The organism is Telmatobacter sp. DSM 110680 (genome assembly GCF_039994875.1).
Lineage (GTDB): Bacteria > Acidobacteriota > Terriglobia > Terriglobales > Acidobacteriaceae > Telmatobacter.
Genome location: NZ_CP121196.1, coordinates 5,609,101 through 5,625,425, shown reverse-complemented (window position 1 = coordinate 5,625,425; position 16,325 = coordinate 5,609,101). Strand labels below are relative to the sequence as shown.

At 56.8% G+C, this 16,325-nt stretch carries 12 protein-coding genes; 4 read left to right on the top strand and 8 right to left on the bottom strand.

The window, feature by feature from the left end; all coding sequences use genetic code 11:
* Positions 1–136: 136 nt before the first annotated feature.
* The 4 genes from clpX to P8935_RS23175 form a co-directional block, all read right to left on the bottom strand.
* The gene (gene clpX / locus P8935_RS23190) at positions 137–1,411 is read right to left on the bottom strand and encodes an ATP-dependent Clp protease ATP-binding subunit ClpX (RefSeq protein WP_348262683.1); all 1,275 of its coding nucleotides are present in this window, start codon (positions 1,409–1,411) and stop codon (positions 137–139) included.
* Between the two features lie 54 nt (positions 1,412–1,465).
* Positions 1,466–2,056 (bottom strand): ATP-dependent Clp endopeptidase proteolytic subunit ClpP, encoded by a 591-nt coding sequence (clpP, locus tag P8935_RS23185; protein WP_348262682.1) that lies wholly within the window; start codon positions 2,054–2,056, stop codon positions 1,466–1,468.
* 123 nt (positions 2,057–2,179) lie between these two features.
* A complete protein-coding gene (gene tig / locus P8935_RS23180) occupies positions 2,180–3,571 on the bottom strand; it encodes a trigger factor (protein ID WP_348262681.1) in 1,392 nt (463 codons plus the stop codon).
* Positions 3,572–3,746: 175 nt separating this feature from the next.
* Positions 3,747–4,001 carry a CPCC family cysteine-rich protein gene (locus P8935_RS23175; protein WP_348262680.1) on the bottom strand — a complete coding sequence of 85 codons (255 nt, stop codon included), beginning with the start codon at positions 3,999–4,001 and terminating at the stop codon, positions 3,747–3,749.
* Between the two features lie 149 nt (positions 4,002–4,150).
* On the opposite strand from P8935_RS23175, the gene P8935_RS23170 reads away from it, so the two are divergent.
* Positions 4,151–5,293 carry a Gfo/Idh/MocA family oxidoreductase gene (locus P8935_RS23170; RefSeq protein WP_348262679.1) on the top strand — a complete coding sequence of 381 codons (1,143 nt, stop codon included), beginning with the start codon at positions 4,151–4,153 and terminating at the stop codon, positions 5,291–5,293.
* Positions 5,294–5,322: 29 nt separating this feature from the next.
* Here the strand turns inward: P8935_RS23170 and P8935_RS23165 are convergent, their stop codons facing one another.
* Together P8935_RS23165 and P8935_RS23160 are read right to left on the bottom strand one after the other, a co-directional pair.
* Complete coding sequence (locus P8935_RS23165; protein WP_348262678.1) at positions 5,323–6,450, bottom strand: PilT/PilU family type 4a pilus ATPase; 1,128 nt, start codon at positions 6,448–6,450, stop codon at positions 5,323–5,325.
* Positions 6,451–6,621: 171 nt separating this feature from the next.
* Complete coding sequence (locus P8935_RS23160) at positions 6,622–7,779, bottom strand: aldose 1-epimerase (protein WP_348262677.1); 1,158 nt, start codon at positions 7,777–7,779, stop codon at positions 6,622–6,624.
* 385 nt (positions 7,780–8,164) lie between these two features.
* On the opposite strand from P8935_RS23160, the gene P8935_RS23155 reads away from it, so the two are divergent.
* The 3 genes from P8935_RS23155 (at position 8,165) to P8935_RS23145 (ending at position 13,614) form a co-directional block, all read left to right on the top strand.
* Positions 8,165–11,566 (top strand): protease pro-enzyme activation domain-containing protein, encoded by a 3,402-nt coding sequence (locus P8935_RS23155; protein WP_348262676.1) that lies wholly within the window; start codon positions 8,165–8,167, stop codon positions 11,564–11,566.
* A 188-nt stretch (positions 11,567–11,754) separates the two neighbouring features.
* Positions 11,755–12,801 carry a galactitol-1-phosphate 5-dehydrogenase gene (locus P8935_RS23150; protein WP_348262675.1) on the top strand — a complete coding sequence of 349 codons (1,047 nt, stop codon included), beginning with the start codon at positions 11,755–11,757 and terminating at the stop codon, positions 12,799–12,801.
* A 12-nt stretch (positions 12,802–12,813) separates the two neighbouring features.
* Positions 12,814–13,614: a glucose 1-dehydrogenase gene (locus tag P8935_RS23145; protein WP_348262674.1), complete on the top strand. Its 801-nt coding sequence runs from the start codon at positions 12,814–12,816 to the stop codon at positions 13,612–13,614.
* A 26-nt stretch (positions 13,615–13,640) separates the two neighbouring features.
* Here the strand turns inward: P8935_RS23145 and P8935_RS23140 are convergent, their stop codons facing one another.
* Positions 13,641–14,738, bottom strand: a complete 1,098-nt coding sequence (locus P8935_RS23140; protein WP_348262673.1) for a LacI family DNA-binding transcriptional regulator — start codon at positions 14,736–14,738, stop codon at positions 13,641–13,643.
* A 31-nt stretch (positions 14,739–14,769) separates the two neighbouring features.
* Positions 14,770–16,071, bottom strand: a complete 1,302-nt coding sequence (locus tag P8935_RS23135; protein ID WP_348262672.1) for a glucoamylase family protein — start codon at positions 16,069–16,071, stop codon at positions 14,770–14,772.
* Between the last annotated feature and the right edge of the window lie 254 nt (positions 16,072–16,325).

Sequence of the window (16,325 nt, the reverse complement as noted above, 5' to 3'; positions counted from 1 at the left end):
AAGCGATCCATCGCGCCTTGTTGGGATTGTACAGCGGATTCGTCGGAGAAAGGCAAACCAAACGCCCACAGAATCAAAGGCCACATCCACGAGGTGATGTGACCTTTGAGTATATAAAACTGGGTTGTATCCAGATTTAGCCGGCCTTCTCAAGCAGGCACAGCGAAAGATCACGGCGCTCGACCATGTCCTTGGTGATTTCGAGATCGCGCACCTTCTTGTTGCTGGGCAGGTGGTACATCAGGTCGAGCATCAGCTCTTCCAGGATCATACGCAGACCGCGCGCTCCAACCTTGCGAGCCAAGGCCTCGCGTGCAATCGCGCCAATGGCATCCGGAGTGAAGTGCAGACGAACATTCTCGTATTCAAGCAGTCGCTGATACTGCTTCACGATCGCGTTGCGCGGCTTGGTGAGGATTTCAACCAGCGCAATTTCATCCAGTTCATCCAGAATGCCCATTACAGGCAGACGGCCGACGAACTCAGGAATCAGACCATACTTGATGAGATCCTGTGGCTCGGTCTTACGTAGCAACTCCGTATCGCGATGCGAACGCGTTGTCGCCGCATCCGACTCGGCATCTACAGCCTTGAAGCCGAGCGCCTTCTTGCCGATGCGCCGGCCCACCACCCGCTCCAGGCCCACAAACGCGCCGCCACAAATGAACAGAATGTTCGTAGTGTCGACGGCGGTGAATTCCTGGTGTGGATGTTTGCGTCCACCCTGTGGCGGAACATTCGCAACCGTGCCTTCGAGAATCTTCAGTAGAGCCTGCTGCACGCCTTCTCCGGAGACGTCGCGGGTAATCGAAGGATTTTCGTCCTTGCGACCAATCTTGTCGATCTCGTCGATGTAGATGATGCCTTGTTGCGCACGCGTCACATCTCCGTCCGCTGCTTGCAGCAACTTGAGGATGATGTTCTCGACGTCTTCGCCGACGTATCCAGCTTCGGTAAGAGTGGTCGCATCCACGATTGCAAACGGTACATCGAGCATCTTGGCCAGGGTGTGCGCCAGCAGCGTTTTGCCGGAACCGGTTGGCCCGACAAGCAGGATGTTCGACTTGGCCAACTCTACTTCGTTATTGCGCATGCGGTTCATCTGCACGCGCTTGTAGTGGTTGTAAACAGCGACAGCCAGCTTCTTCTTGGTCTGATCCTGCCCGATTACATAGTCGTCGAGGAAGCTTTTCACTTCCTGTGGCTTGGGCAGATGGCCTGCGGCGGTCGCCGGATGTGCGGCATCGCCTCGATCGTCTTCAAGGATGGAGTTACAAACAGCGACACACTCATCGCATATGTATGCTCTCGGGTAGTCGCTGGGCGACGAGATCAACTTCGCTACAGCGTCCTGCGATTTGTGGCAGAACGAGCACCGCAGCGCTTCTTCAGGTCCCGTGCGCGTTTTCATTTTTTACTCCCCTTGGCCTCTCGAAATTTGATTCCGCTTACAGTTGCGCGGCAGCTACGTGCGCGGCCGGTCGATAATTTCATCGATGATTCCGTATTCCTTTGCTTGATACGAATTCATGATGAAGTCACGTTCTACGTCGCGTTCAATCCGGTCGAGCGGCTGGCCCGTGTGCTTCGCCATCAAGTTGTTGGTGATTTCTCGAATGCGAAGGATCTCACGGGCATGAATATCGATGTCTGTTGCCTGACCGCTCAGCCCCCCCATAGATGGCTGGTGGATCAGGATGCGCGAATTCGGCAATGCGAACCGCTTGCCCTTTGTCCCGGCAAGCAGCAGGAATGCTCCCATGCTGGCTGCCTGACCAATGCAGTATGTCACAACGTTGTTCCGTATGAACTGCATCGTGTCATAGATAGCTAACCCGGCGGTAATGGAACCGCCCGGTGAATTGATGTAGAGCTGGACGTCTTTCTCTGGGTCTTCGCCGGAGAGAAACAACATTTGAGCAACGATGAGATTGGCTACCTGATCATCGATCGGCGTGCCGAGGAAAATGATGTTATCGCGAAGCAGACGGGAATAGATGTCGTAGGCGCGCTCGCCGCGACTCGTCTGCTCAACCACCATGGGAACTAATGCCATTCGAGTTTTGTCCCTCGCGGGGGTAAGCCCCGCCACCGGGGTATGCCCCGTCCTTATTTGATGGCCGCAGGGTCCGGTGTGGTGCAAATACCGTTCCTTACAGCGTTTTGGCCAACTCCACAGCTACGCAGGCAATCTTTCGTAAAGCAGACTTGCGGTTTTTTCCCTCTTCAATTGTTCACGGATTCTAGCTAGCCCGCCGTCGTCAGTCAAACGCTGGCGGAGGGTTTCGTACGGTTCGCGTGACTGAAGTGCAGCCAACTGTAACTCCCTGTCCAGTTCCTCATCGCTGACCGTAACCCCTTCTTTCTCAGCAATCCGGTCCATCAGGATGTTAGCTTTCACCTCGGCTAAAGCAGAATCCCGCTGAGCGCCGCGCAAACGGCTGAAATCCAGCTTCCGCATCTGCTCCGGGTTCATCCCCTGGGCGGCGAGGGCGCGAAGGCCTCGCTCGAGGCGGGCGTCAATCTGGTCTTGTACAAGGCTTTCGGGAACCGGGAACTGGTATTTTTCGACCATCGCAGCAAATAGGCGGTCCTTGGTTTCGGCTTCAAGGCTACGGCGCTTGCGGCTGGCCATGTGTTCGCGGACACGCGACTGCAGATCGTCCAAACTTTCGTAATTTCCCAACTCTTTGGCGAACTCGTCATTCAGCTCTGGAAGGGTCCGCTTCTTGATCGCCTTGACCGTAACATCGTAGGCGACAGTCTTACCCTGCAGCTTGGCTTCTGGATAATCCGCCGGATAGATGACTTCAGCCTGAAGCTCCTGCCCGGGCTTGGCTCCGCGAAGCACCTGGGTGAATGCCTCTACGGTATCCTTACCGCCAACTTCAACGAGGGAATCTTCCCCCTTGATCGGCGCGGCCTCGGCATCATCCGACACCCTGCCGTTGTAGGAAATCTCTGCCCAGTCGCCATCGACAATGGGGCGATCTTCTTCCACCGGCTCAACCACGGCGCGCGAATCCTGCAGCTGGGCTATCTCGTGAGCAAACTCTTCGTCCGTTACCTCCACGGATGGCTTATCCACGACAACCTGTTCGTAGCCTTCGATGGAGAAGTCCGGCAGGAATTCGAAGACGGCCTTGACGTGTAATGGCTGACCTTCTTCCACGGTCAACTCTGTAACCTGCGGCTGGCCAACCGGGCGGATGCCGAGTTCGCGGACGCCATTGCTGAAGCGCTCCGGGAGAATGCCGTCAATGACTTCCTTCCGAATCTCATTAGCGAAGCGGCGCCGAACGACAGCCTCGGGAACCTTACCGGGCCGGAAACCAGGAAGCTTTGCGTACTTCTGATAGTTCCGGGTAACAGTGCGGAAGGCCTTGGAGACTTCTTCGGCGGGAACGTCCAGTACCAATTCGCGGGTGCATTCTGGATTCAGAACCGGCCCGTGCTGATGCTCGTGGGGCTCTTGCTCGTGGGAATGATCGTGATCGTGGCCTTCGTGGCCGTGTGCTTCCTCGGGAGTATCCGAGGTAGGATTCGTTTCTAGAGTGTCAGCGGTGCTCAACGTTTTGCCTTCCGGGCGCGACAGGCGCCAAATCTTACTGCTACAGCGGGCTGTCGCCAGAGGGGTAACAGCGTCGTGAGGCGAGGGGATTGCCTCGTTTCATGGTAAGAGGGTTTGCGGAGGCGGTCAAACCGGGGGGACCTGGCGGGAGGTCTTCCGCACCGGGGAAGTCACGTTACTGCTCAGACACCTCTGGTTTCCGCACATAGGGCAAAAACCTGGGGTGGGCGGCGCCGCACTGGGAATAGTGCATTCGGGCATCATTGAGGCTTAGCTCGCCGTTCACGGTGTTCCGGACTTCGGAGGCATCAGCATCCTCCTGACCGTCGTCCTCCCACCAGCAGACCGGACACAAAGCCAGCGTGCTCGGCGACTCGAGTGTCCTGTGCCCGCAGCATGGGCATCGAAAGAGTACTGGTGCCGTCCCCATGCTGAAATTGACGGATTTTAGTCGCCGCCGGTTTACGGGTTTTTTCGAAGAATCAAGCAACGGAGCTTATGTTTGCTCTTGCGTGTCGGTCCGCCCGATACCAAAGGTCGGTACCTGTAGAATCATGGCCGCAGGAGGAAGCGATAAACATGGTGTCCGCTCTAAGTTCTCGTCGTCTGCGTTTGTTCATCTCAGGAATGATGGTGACGTTGTTGAGTTTGTTTGTTTCCAATGGGAGAGCCGAACAGGGGCAGCAGCCGCTGAAGGTTGCGATCGTGGGCCTCGAGCACGGGCATGTCGTGGGCTTTCTGGGACAGTTGCCGAAGCACTCTGACGTGCAACTGGTAGGCATCGCGGATGCCGACACCGCTCTATGCCAGAAATACGGCAAGATGTTTTCGCTGCAAGATTCGCTCTTCTACAAGAGCGAAGCCAACATGATTGAGCGAACCCACCCAGATGCGGTGCTGGTTTACACCTCGATTGGCGAACATCGCCACGCTATCGAGATTGCCGCACAGTACGGAGTTTCGGCGATGGTGGAGAAGCCCCTCACGATTTCGCTCGATGACGCGCTGGCGATTCGCAAAGTGGCCCAGGAGCACAAAATTCAGGTGTTGGTGAACTACGAAACGACCTGGTACGCGAGCAACCGGGCTGCTTACGATGAAGTGCGCGAGGGGCACATCGGCGAGATTCGTCGCGTCGTCGTACATGACGGGCACCAGGGACCGAAGGAGATCAACGTGCAGCCCGAGTTTCTGAAGTGGCTCACCGATCCGCAACAGAACGGTGCGGGCGCGCTATACGACTTCGGGTGTTATGGCGTCGACCTCATGACCTGGCTGATGCACGGCGAAACACCATTGACAGTTACCGCCGTGGTCAACCACGACAAGCCGCAGATTTATCCGAACGTCGATGACGACGCGACGATCGTTCTTCAATACCCACGAGCGCAGGCGGTGATCCAGGGATCGTGGATATGGCCTTTCGCGCGGAAGGATATGGAAGTTTACGGAGCAACGGGGTACGCGATTACGGTGGCTGCGGATAAGGTGCGTATCCGTCACGAGCACGATTCTGAAGAGCAGATGACTACGGCTCCATCTCTGCCGGGACGCGAGCGCGATTCGCTTGCGTATCTGTCCGCGGTGCTGCGCGGCGAACTTGTGCCCAAAGGCGATTTGACTGCTCTCGATACCAACGTAATCGTGATGCAGATTCTGGATGCGGCGCGCGAGTCGGCGAAGACGGGACGCAGCGTGAAACTGAGCAGGTTGGGCGATTAGTTTGTAGAGACGGCTGGTTGTGGATTCGCTTATTCGCCGAGGTGGCGGCGGAGATCTTCTGGGTGACTGGTATGGGCGAAGGCCGTGTCGCGAGAGATGCGCTGATTTCGAACAAGTTCAGCCAGCGACTGTTCCATGGTCTGCATGCCTTCGGAGCGGCCTGTTTCAATGTTGGCTCGGAGTTGATGGTCGTCTCCTCGACGAATCAGGTTGCGGATGCCGCTTGATGCCATCAGGATCTCAACTGCCGGATAGCGATCGATTCCGTTGATTGCGGGTAAGAGTCGCTGATGAATGACGGCCAGCAGTGCGAGAGAGAGCTGCCGTCGCATCTGGGATTGAAAGCCAGCCGGAAAGATGTCGAGGATACGCGAGACGGTTTGGGCCGCGTCGTTGGTGTGAAGCGAGGTGAGCACGAGGTGCCCCGTTTCGGCCGCGGTCAATGCAGCGGCCATCGTTTCGCTGTCGCGCATCTCGCCGATAAGTATGACGTCGGGATCCTGTCGCAGGACGGCTCGGACTGCCTGTGCAAATCCGGGCGTATCGGACCCGACTTCGATCTGTTCCACAAGGGAGAGCTGATTTGGTTGCTGGAATTCGATGGGGTCTTCGATTGTGATGATGTGATCGTGGCGGCTGCTGTTGATGGCATTGATTAAGGCCGCCATAGTAGAGGTCTTGCCACAGCCGGTGGCGCCCGTGAGCAGTATCAGTCCCTGTCGTCGCTCAGCAAGGGAAGCGAGCGACTGTGGAAGATGCAATGACTCAAGGGTTGGGATCTGGCTGGGCAGGAGCCGGATTGAGGCTGCGATGGTGCCGCGCTGGAAGTGGACGTTGGCGCGAAATCTTCCGGCGGTTCCGCGTTCGAAACAAAAATCAAGGCACCTGTCGCGATTCAGCTCCTCGAGCCTCCCAGGGGAAAGTAGCGGAGTTAACAAAATCCAGATATCGTCGGCTGATACCTCGCCGCCTGGGAGAGCTTTGAGTGCGCCGTTGATGCGTAGGGTCGGAGCAGATCCGTTGACCAGAATGACGTCAGAGGCGTTGAGAGCGAGTGCCTCCGCCAAAAGATAGTCGATGAGATGAGGGCTCTCCGCAAGGGGGTTGGTTGAAGGGTGTGTCTGTCCGGTGGGGGGCGGTGGTGGATTTGTGTCCATACAGGTGATGAAGGTGTTCGCAAAAGCAGAGCTGTTTTGAAGACGTTTTTGCGTGACGTTTCGTTCAACTTGGCGGCAATTTCGAGCGGCGCAGATTCTTAGCGACACTACCGGGAAATGTTGAAACGCCCGGGTTGAGAGACCCGGGCGCTCACTTTGATTGTCACTCAACTACGGTACGAACACCTTGATGCGGACATGCCACTTGGTGCTCTGGCCGGGCTTCAGCGTGACCATGCCTGTATCCATAGTTCCCCATGCCTTGCTGAACGGGTCGGCGAAGTTGAATTGATCTTCGATGGCGACAAAGTTCTTGTCCGGCGGAGCGTAGGCCTGGATGGTCTTGATCTCCGGAGAGACCCCTTCGATCTTGACGCCATATTTCGCAGCGGGATCGGTGAGCGTTACGGTCACCACGCCATTTTTCCAGTCGAGGTGGCTCCAGTTGTCGTCATAGAAATTTTTATCAAGCGCCTTGCCGCCTTCAGCGCGGAGATCCCATTGTCCGCTGACGGGCTCGAGTTTGCCGGTGGGGAAGACGTTGTCATAGCCGTCGACTTTGGCCAGCATGGAGGCGGGAACGTGCAACCGAGCCTGGGTGCGGTTCCCGGATGGGAGGTTGAAGTACGGATGCCATCCGATCGCCATCGGCTCGGCCTCGCTGCCGACGTTGTGCGCCACGACGACGGCGTCGACCGCATCAGCGGTGAGGGTAATGGTGAAGTCGAGATCGGTTTTTGATAGCCAATGACCGCCAAAGTTGCCGGCGTGAATTACGCCCGTGACTTGCTTGCCGCCGGGTATGGTCTTCTCCGATACGTCATCGGTGTGCGCCTTCAGGATGAGACCGTGCATGGCGTGCCGTTCTGCGCCGGAAAGTTTGCCGATGTTGTTTGCGGGCAGGGTGATGGTGTGGCCCTGCCACTGGGTAGTGAGGGTCTTGCCATCGGCGGATAGTTTGCCGCGAATGCGGTTGGGGTAGGGGACCAGGAACGCTGATCCCAGGCGATAGGCGAGATCGCCGTTAGCGTTGTCATCTTGGTCGAGCATTTTTTTTGCACCAGCCGCGTCGGGAGAGGCCAGGACATCGACGTTTCCCTTGCCGGGAAAATTGGCTGTGATCTGGAGCAGTTCCATGCCGCGCCCCGGCATGACGGTGACACTGGTAAGTTCCGGCTTGGTCTTGCTGGTTGCGGTGCGTGTAAGGGTGACGATCTTCTGTCCGCCAATCTCGGTTGCAGCCTGGGCTTGAGCGCTCATGACTACCAAGCTTGCCACAACGGCCGGAAGTGCGAAGGAAAGAACACAGGTGCGAAGAAAAGGCGTCATCTCGATCCATCCCTGAAAACGAATTCGGATTTTCCAGAAGCGCTCAGTCGACCGTGATTCCCGGCGTATGTAAGCGTATTCCGGAAGCGGCCTCATTCTACGACATCCCGCGCCAGCGTGAAGAGAACGTGGCATATCGGAATGGGCGGCTAGATACGATCGGGCGGATGCACACTAATGGATAGCTCCAGTCCGCAACAGGGAGTAACCCGTTAGTAACGGGAAATAGTGGTATTGCGTGAAGCTGCATAAAAGATACAATTCCAGCCAAACAGCGCCCCTTTGTCGTTTAGAGCAGTTTTACCCCCGGTTTCAACTGCTGGGCCCGTCGTAAAACGTATCGCCTCGTCGGGGAAATTCCCCCGAGAAAGGTTCCCTCAGGAATATGCGTCCCCTGAATAAGTTGGCTTGTCTCTGCCTCACGCCGCTCTTGGTTATTGGTGTCTCATCGGTTGCACAGAACACAGCTTCGAAACCGCTGATCACTGAGAAAGTGAATGAAAGTCAACTGGTGACTTTGAAGGGCAATACACCTCCACCTGCTATCGCCGCGAACGATCGCGGCCTGGTGAGCGCAAATCTGCCCATGACGGGCATGATCCTGGTCTTGCAACGCAGCCCGGAGCAACAGGCAGCCTTCGACGCATTCGTGGCAAGCCAATACGACCCGACCTCGCCGAATTATCACCGTTGGCTCGAGCCGTCGGAGGTGGGCGAAAAGTTTGGTCCGGCCTTGACCGACATCACTACTGTTTCTTCCTGGCTGACCGGCCATGGCTTTTCGGTTGACGAAGTTTCGAAGGATCGCATGACGATCCGGTTCAGCGGCAGCGCCGCACAGGTGCAGGATGCGTTCCACACCGAGATCCATAATCTGCTGGTCAAGGGTGTTCCGCACATCTCCAACATGCGCGATCCGCAGATTCCGATGGCGTTGGAATCGGTTGTTCTGGGACCCAAAGCGCTGCACGATTTCATTCCGCGACCATTGCATCGGGCCGGAGCGGCAGTCAAGCTCAACCGGGAGACGGGCAGATGGGAACGGATAGGCGAGGTTAGCTCGAACGTGAGCAGGCCGCGCACGGACATAGGATTCACAAGCTCAAACGGTCCGATCGAGGACGTTGCTCCCTACGATTTCGCAACCATCTACAACATTCTTCCCTTGTGGAATGCCGCCACGCCGATTGATGGCACTGGACAGACGATCGCGATTGCAGGAAGAAGCGACGTGAAGTCAGGGGATGTGTCGCAGTTCCGCAGCACGTTTGGTCTGTCGGGCGGCGGGGCCTTCAATACCATTCATAACGGAGCGGACCCTGGCGTGTGCACATCAACCTCATCTTCGGCACAATGCACGCTCGATGATCAGATTGAGAATGCGCTGGACGTGGAGTGGTCTGGCGCGGTGGCAAAGCGCGCGACCATCGACCTGGTGGTGACCCAACAAGTAACCGGCAATGATGCGATTTACGACTCAGCGCAATACGTCATTAACAACAAGACTGCGTCAATTATCAACGTGAGCTACGGTCTGTGCGAGCTTTTTGAAGGAACGAGCGGAAACACTGCATACAATAACCTTTGGCAAAGTGCCGCAACGGCAGGAATCGCAGTTTTTGTGGCGGCAGGAGATTCGGGCTCGCCTTCGTGCGATCAGGGTGGCGATTCGGCGGGCACGCCTTACCCGGGGACCTATGGGCTGACGGTGAGTGGAATTGCATCAAGCGCATACGATACGGCGGTAGGCGGAACGGACTTCAACTGGGGTTCTAGCGCAGCGCCTTACTGGAACACGACAAATTCTTCGAACGGATCGACGGCGGCAGGATATGTACCCGAGACGCCATGGAATGATTCGTGTACAAATCCACTTCTGTTGTCGTATACGCAATCGATTGCAACCTACCTCAACAATCACGGAGTGACGGTATCGTCTCCAACGAATGCGGAGTCATCCTGCAATCTCGTAGAAAAGAACTGGGCACAGTTGAAGGCCCTGTCGGGTATCGATGTTTCGTGGCTGGTTGATACAGCTGGAGGCAGCGGAGGCGCGAGCAACTGCACCAGCAGCGATGGGTCAACAATTGGAAGCTGCACAGGCGGCTATGCGAAGCCGAGTTGGCAAAGCGGCGTAACCGGCATTCCCAACGACAACAAGCGCGATATTCCGGACGTATCATTTTTTGCCGGAGCTGGACTTTTTGGGAGCGCTTACATTATCTGCGTTTCTGACAACGGCACGTGTGACACATCAGCATCGTCGACTACCGAACCAACAGGCGAAGAATTTGGTGGCACGTCGGTCGGCTCTCCCGCGATGGCGGGCGTGATGGCGCTGATCAATCAAAAGGCGGGATCGGCGCAAGGCAATCCAAATTCAGCACTTTACACATTGGCGGGGAAGCAAACCTATTCAAGCTGCTCAGCCGAGACAGTGACTGCTGGGTCGAGCAGTTGCTACTTCAACGATATCGATACCGGAACTAATGCGATGCCGTGTGCAGCCGGATCGCCAAACTGCACGGTCTCTACCGGTGGAGACACGGTTGGAGTTGTCAGCGGGTACAGCGGCGCCGTTGGGTATGACGGGGCAACGGGTCTGGGAACCTTGAATGTGGCCAACGTGGTGAATTCGTTTGCCGCATCATCCACGGGCACGGCAACCGCTTCTGTAGGGGTTGTAGCAGTTCCTTCCACCTTCACGGCTGCCCAGGGCACAGCCGTCACTGTAACTGTCACGGGTGCAAGCGGCACGCCCACCGGAACAGTGGTGTTGACCAGCGGAACCTTTGCATCGGCAACCAAGAGCCTTTCGAGCGGAAGCGTCACTTTCAATCTCTCGCCAGGATTGCTCGCGGTCGGCACAGACACAATCAAGGCCAGCTATAGCGGAGACGCGACCTATGCGTCAGCAAATGGAACTACCACGGTAACGGTAACTCCTTTGCTCGCTCCCACGGTGACGGTTACACCTGCTGCGGCTAGCATCAACTCGGGTCAGAGCCTGAATGTGACGGCAGCGGTGGCGGGGGCAGGCGGAACACCAACCGGTACGGTGACTTTGTCGGGAGGAGGCTACACTTCTTCCGCGCAGTCGCTTGTATCCGGCAGCGCCACAATTTCCGTTCCTGCCAACAGCCTTAGCGCTGGGACAGACACACTGACCGTTACCTACAACGGAGATAGCAGCTTTTCAACGGCGACAGGAACTGCGACCGTTACAGTGACGCAGTCCACCTACACTCTTGCAGCGACGACGCCCGCGAGCATCAATCGCGGCAGTCCGGCTGCCTCGACGATTACCTGGACAACTACCAACAACTATTCTGCAAACGTGACCCTGGGCACCTGCACTCTCAATGCAGGGAGTCCGTCAAACTCGGCTGCAGACACTCCGAAATGCACGGTGTCTTCTACCGCGTTTGGATCGAGTGGGAGTGGAACAGCAACGGTAAGCACTGCGGCAGCGACAACGGCAGCGTTGAAGCGGCCGGCATTTCCAGGTGCGGCTTACGCTGGCTCAAGCGCCATTCTTGCCCTGATGGTATTCTTCGGAATTCCGGCACGGCGGCGTAGTTGGAGAGCGATGCTGGGAGTGTTTCTGCTGATCATGACCCTCGGCAGCCTTGCAGCTTGTGGAGGTGGAGGCGGATCGAGCGGCGGCGGTGGTGGAACCAGCGATCCTGGAACAGCCTCAGGCAAGTATGTGTTCACCGTCAATGCAACGGGCAGCGACGCAGCCAAGACTACGGCGACGACAACCTTCACTGTGACCGTGAACTAGTTTCATCCTCGGTTCGGCAGGCTGGCCTTCCCCATGGGAAGGCCAGCCTGCTTTTACGGTGCCGTGGGGAGCGTGTTTGGGTGCCGCGGAAAGAAGTGTGTGCTACGCGGGGCGTTGCAGCGGATAGAATCACTGCAGGTGCTGGGAGATTTCCGCATCAACTTGCAACTGAGAGTCGACATTTTTTAATGAAATCTTTGCTGCTCAAGGAATACGGACAGTTTGTCATCGAGGAAATGCCGCGACCAGAGCCGAGTCAACAGGAAGTGCTGGTGCGGGTGGAGGCGTGCGGCATCTGCGGAAGCGATGTGCATGGGTACGACGGATCTTCGGGACGGCGAATTCCTCCACTGGTAATGGGGCATGAGGCGGCCGGCATAATCGTTGCCGTAGGCGCCGGTGTCACCAGTTATAAACTTGGCGATCGGGTCACCTTTGACTCCACGGTTTACTGCGGACAATGCGTGTATTGTCGCCGAGGCGAAGTGAATCTCTGCGATCGCCGCGAGGTCATTGGCGTCTCCTGCGGGGAGTATCGGCGCGACGGTGCATTCGCCGAATACATCGCGGTTCCCGAGCGAATCCTCTACCGTCTGCCCAGCAAGATGTCTTTTCCCGAGGCGGCAATGCTGGAGGCCACCTCCGTGGCGCTGCATGCCGTGAAGGTAAGCGGAGTGAAAAAGGGCGACACCGTGCTGGTAGTGGGCGCGGGAATGATTGGACTGCTTACCATGCAGGCGTTGCGTGCGACAGGCGTGGGTCGCGTCCTGATCGCCGACATCGATGAAACGCGGCTCACACTCGGCGAATTACTCGGCGCTGATGAGGCTCTTCGCGGAACGGGCGGAGAGATTGCTGAGGCCATTCTGCAGCGGACAGGCGGCGTTGGCGCGGACGCGGTTTTTGACGCCGTGGGACGAGCCAAGACTGTTGCGGAATCGATCGATAGCGTGCGCAAGGGCGGAACGGTAACGTTGATTGGAAACATCGAGCCAGAAGTTATGATCCCCCTTCAGAAGGTGGTATCGCGGCAGATCAGAATCCAGGGAACGGCAGCTTCGGCGGGTGAATATCCGCAGGCTATCGAACTCATCTCCACCGGCCGCATTCATGTTCGGCCGATGATCACTGCCGTTGCTGCGCTAGAAGAAGGTCCACAATGGTTCGAGCGTCTACATGCGCAGGAGCCCAATTTGATGAAGGTTGTTCTGACTCCCATCGACGAAGGGCGTTGACGAGGCTGCGCAATGACCGATTCGCTGTTTGATCTCACCGGGCAGGTTGCGATTGTGACGGGCACCAGCCGCGGCCTCGGTCAATACTTCGCGCGTGCTCTCGCCAAAGCGGGGGCCGATCTTGTTCTGACCAGCAGACGTCGCGAAACCTTGAGTCAATTCGAAGCGGAGATTCGAGGTCTGGGCCGCCGCTGTGTCTGCCTTGAATTGGATGTGCGCGATCAAGCAAGCATCAAGCGGATGGCTGTTGAAGCTGAGTCGGCATTTGGGCAGATTCATATTCTGGTGAATAATGCCGGCTGCAACGTGCGCAAGCCGGCACTTGAAGTTTCCTGGGATGACTGGAACCTGGTGCTCGACACCAATCTGCGCGGCAGCTTCTTTGTCGCGCAATCCATTGCGCAAGGAATGATCGCTCACAATTACGGGCGCATCATCAACATCGGATCTGTCACAAGTGTCTTTGGCTTTGCTGGACTTGCGCCCTACTGTGCGAGCCGAGGCGGAATACGTCAACTTACGATGAGTCTCGCGGATGACTGGGGACCGCACGGGGTTACAGTGAACTGCCTGGCGCCAGGCTGGTTCAAGACCGAACAAAACAAGGTGCTCTACGATGATCCAGAGTGGGTAGATTATTTGACTGACCGCATTCCCGTGAAGCGACCGGGACTGCCGCATGACCTCGATGGTGCGGTGGTATTCCTTGCATCCGAAGCCAGCCGCTACATTACCGGACAAACCCTGTTGGTGGATGGAGGCATCTCCACTGGCGCCACGCGCGCTACGGTAGCGCAGAAGAAGTCCGAATAGAGATTGGCGGCTTTGATGATCGAGACTTACGTGCTTGCTTCATTTGTGCCCGCGACTGGTGCCTGCGTTTGTGCGCCTTCATCGTTCGATTCAAAGTGTGGAGTCAAGTGTCCTGTGGACTTGCGTACCACGAGTCTAGGATAAACCGTAATCGCTTCGGGTTGTGGATGCGGAATTTCGTTGCGTATGAGAGAAAGCAATGTGCTGGCCGCGACCTGGCCCATGCTGCGCAGCGGTTGATGAATGGTCGTCAGCGGAGGGTGATGCATCGAAGCGGCCGTGATGTCGTCGAAGCCGAGCACTGAGATGTCTCTGGGAACGCGCAATCCCGCTTCGCGCAAGGCCGAGATGGCGCCTATTGCCGTGACATCGTTGAACGCAAAAATTGCAGTGAACGGCTGAGCCGACAGCAGCAATTGTCGCGTGACTTCCTGTCCGGGAGCAGGGCCGGGTTCAGGACTCTGCAATTGAAACACCAGGCGCGGGTCGATCTCGATGTGTAGATTGCATGCAGCCTGTTCGATGGCTTGCCATCGTAGAACAGTGTCTGAACTGAAGGCCTGGCCCTTAATGAACGCGATGTGTTTATGTCCCAGTGCCTTCAAGTGTGCCAGGGCAAGATGGGCAGCCTGGTCATGATCGAGTTCGATGTTGATGACGCCGTCGCGCCGATCGTGCCCCGAAATCGATACTAGCGGTACTGGCAAATCTTCGTTCATGGGTGAGTCGACCGCGATGATGCCTTCTACGGAACGAGCCAGCATCATGCGCGGATAGCCTTCCAGCAAATCTGCCCGATGGCGATGGCTCACGACAAAGTAGAAGAAGCCATCCTTGAGTAACTCATCTTCGATGCCGCTGATGACCGTAGTTGAATAACCTTCGCTGATCTCAGGAACAAGTACGCCGATCGTATAGGTACGCTTCTGGCGAAGGCCGCGCGCCATGTTGTTCGCAATGTAGCCGTTCAGGGCGGCCGCATGGAGCACACGCTGCTGCGTTTCCTCAGCGATGCGGTGCGCTGTCGCTTCTCCATTGATGATCCGGGAGACCGTGGACTGCGAAAGCTCCAGCATGCCTGCGAGCTCTTTCAGCGTGATCGGCCTGATTGGTGCTTTCGCCACTTAGGTCTGCTCCCGAAAAATTACTACATGGTTAAGCGGGGTGAAACCCGGCACGCTGCATTGCGGCCGTCGCTTCAGCATTACGCATAAATGTGTTCCACACGAGCCCGGTGCGTAGATTCTCAGCCATTAGTACCGAAATTCCCTGATCGATGCCGAGCACATCGGAGTCATACCAATTCGCCGCCGGATGGAATGCGTCAACAAAGCCGTAGCGCCCCCATGCGAGCTTTCCCCATTTGTCCCGCATAGCTCGCTGAACGGAAAGGCAATCGACAGGCAGGAACGGAAGAGAGCCTGCGGAAGCATTGGGAACAACGGTGCCATCGAGCGGGCCTTGCGGTGGCGGACCACCCCAGGCCGTGTAGCCGCCTTGATAATCCGATGCGGAGACTCCCCAGTATTCCTCGTTGTACCACTTCGGATACGAAAGGCAGAACGCCTTATGGGCCCGTGTTGCGGTTACAGAGTTATCGAAGTAGTTGGCATAGTCATCCCGCTTGTTGCGGAAATCAAACCACGCATGCGAGTACTGATGCGTAAAGATGGGATCATCTCCGCTGATGAAAGTCAGTCCATTGTAGTGAATGACCGGGCGCGTCCAGTTCTTCCAATACTCGCCGCTCACGGGGTGCGTGGGCGATCCGATGGCCAGCAGATAGATCATCATGAGCTCGCAGAAGTGTTCCCAGCGGGCGTCGAGGAAGCCTTTATCCGGATGCCAACCCATCGAGAATGTTTTGCCGCCATTCAGCATCCATGGCCAGTCAGCGCGTTCGTAAATCTGCCGTGCGAGGGACTTGATCTTCGGATCTTCAAAGTAAGCGCGCACGGTGAGAATTCCGCATAGCAGCAGGGCAGTGTCGATGGAAGAGAGCTCAACGCCTTTGACGCGCTCGCCGCTTTCAATGTCGCTGAAGTGATAGTAGAAGCCGTGGACTTCCGGGAATTTGTTCAGGTGCCAATCGAGCGTAGTTCTGACCCGCTCCACAATTTGCGCATGGGGAAGATAGCCGCGCTTGTCGGCAATGCAGAGAGCAGTCAAGCCGAAACCGGTTGCCGCAATGCTGGCCATCCGTCGGGGGTCTCGACCGCCTTTGAGGTCGTTACGTGCGCGATCGAGGACCTGCCCGGTCTTTTCACTCGCTTGCTCCCAGAAAAAGAGACAACCCTGGCGCTCCAGATCGTCAAGAAAAGCCTCATCGCCGCTCTTCGGTTGCCACGATCCAGTGGCGAGGAGCCTTGCAGGGAGGATTGCGCATCCACCCGCTGCGGCTAACGATTGCAGAACTTGACGCCGAGATATCGAGGGCCAGTGCACATCCCGTTTCAAGAGAATTCTCCTGTTCTCATAGCGAATTGTGTAAAGCATGCCCTAGAAGTCTTGATACTGCTCACGCATACTGCGTTCGGATGGAAAACTCATCCGACCAATACGTCAAAACACTCTAACGGCCGACACGAAGCGGCTTAAACCCAACGCCTTGCGCAATCGATTGCGCAAGGCCAATTTCTATCATCTGAAAATTTCATCGTCAATAGATTTCGACGATCACCTGAGATGAGCCACTGATCGGCAGCCATATT

What these genes read in the sequence shown, in the direction of transcription:
- P8935_RS23175 (WP_348262680.1), bottom strand. Translation starts at nt 4,001, where the DNA reads ATGGGGACGGCACCAGTACTCTTTCGATGCCCATGCTGCGGGCACAGG.
- clpP (WP_348262682.1), bottom strand. Translation starts at nt 2,056, where the DNA reads ATGGCATTAGTTCCCATGGTGGTTGAGCAGACGAGTCGCGGCGAGCGC.
- P8935_RS23165 (WP_348262678.1), bottom strand. Translation starts at nt 6,450, where the DNA reads ATGGACACAAATCCACCACCGCCCCCCACCGGACAGACACACCCTTCA.
- P8935_RS23160 (WP_348262677.1), bottom strand. Translation starts at nt 7,779, where the DNA reads ATGACGCCTTTTCTTCGCACCTGTGTTCTTTCCTTCGCACTTCCGGCC.
- P8935_RS23170 (WP_348262679.1), top strand. Translation starts at nt 4,151, where the DNA reads ATGGTGTCCGCTCTAAGTTCTCGTCGTCTGCGTTTGTTCATCTCAGGA.
- P8935_RS23145 (WP_348262674.1), top strand. Translation starts at nt 12,814, where the DNA reads ATGACCGATTCGCTGTTTGATCTCACCGGGCAGGTTGCGATTGTGACG.
- P8935_RS23155 (WP_348262676.1), top strand. Translation starts at nt 8,165, where the DNA reads ATGCGTCCCCTGAATAAGTTGGCTTGTCTCTGCCTCACGCCGCTCTTG.
- P8935_RS23150 (WP_348262675.1), top strand. Translation starts at nt 11,755, where the DNA reads ATGAAATCTTTGCTGCTCAAGGAATACGGACAGTTTGTCATCGAGGAA.
- clpX (WP_348262683.1), bottom strand. Translation starts at nt 1,411, where the DNA reads ATGAAAACGCGCACGGGACCTGAAGAAGCGCTGCGGTGCTCGTTCTGC.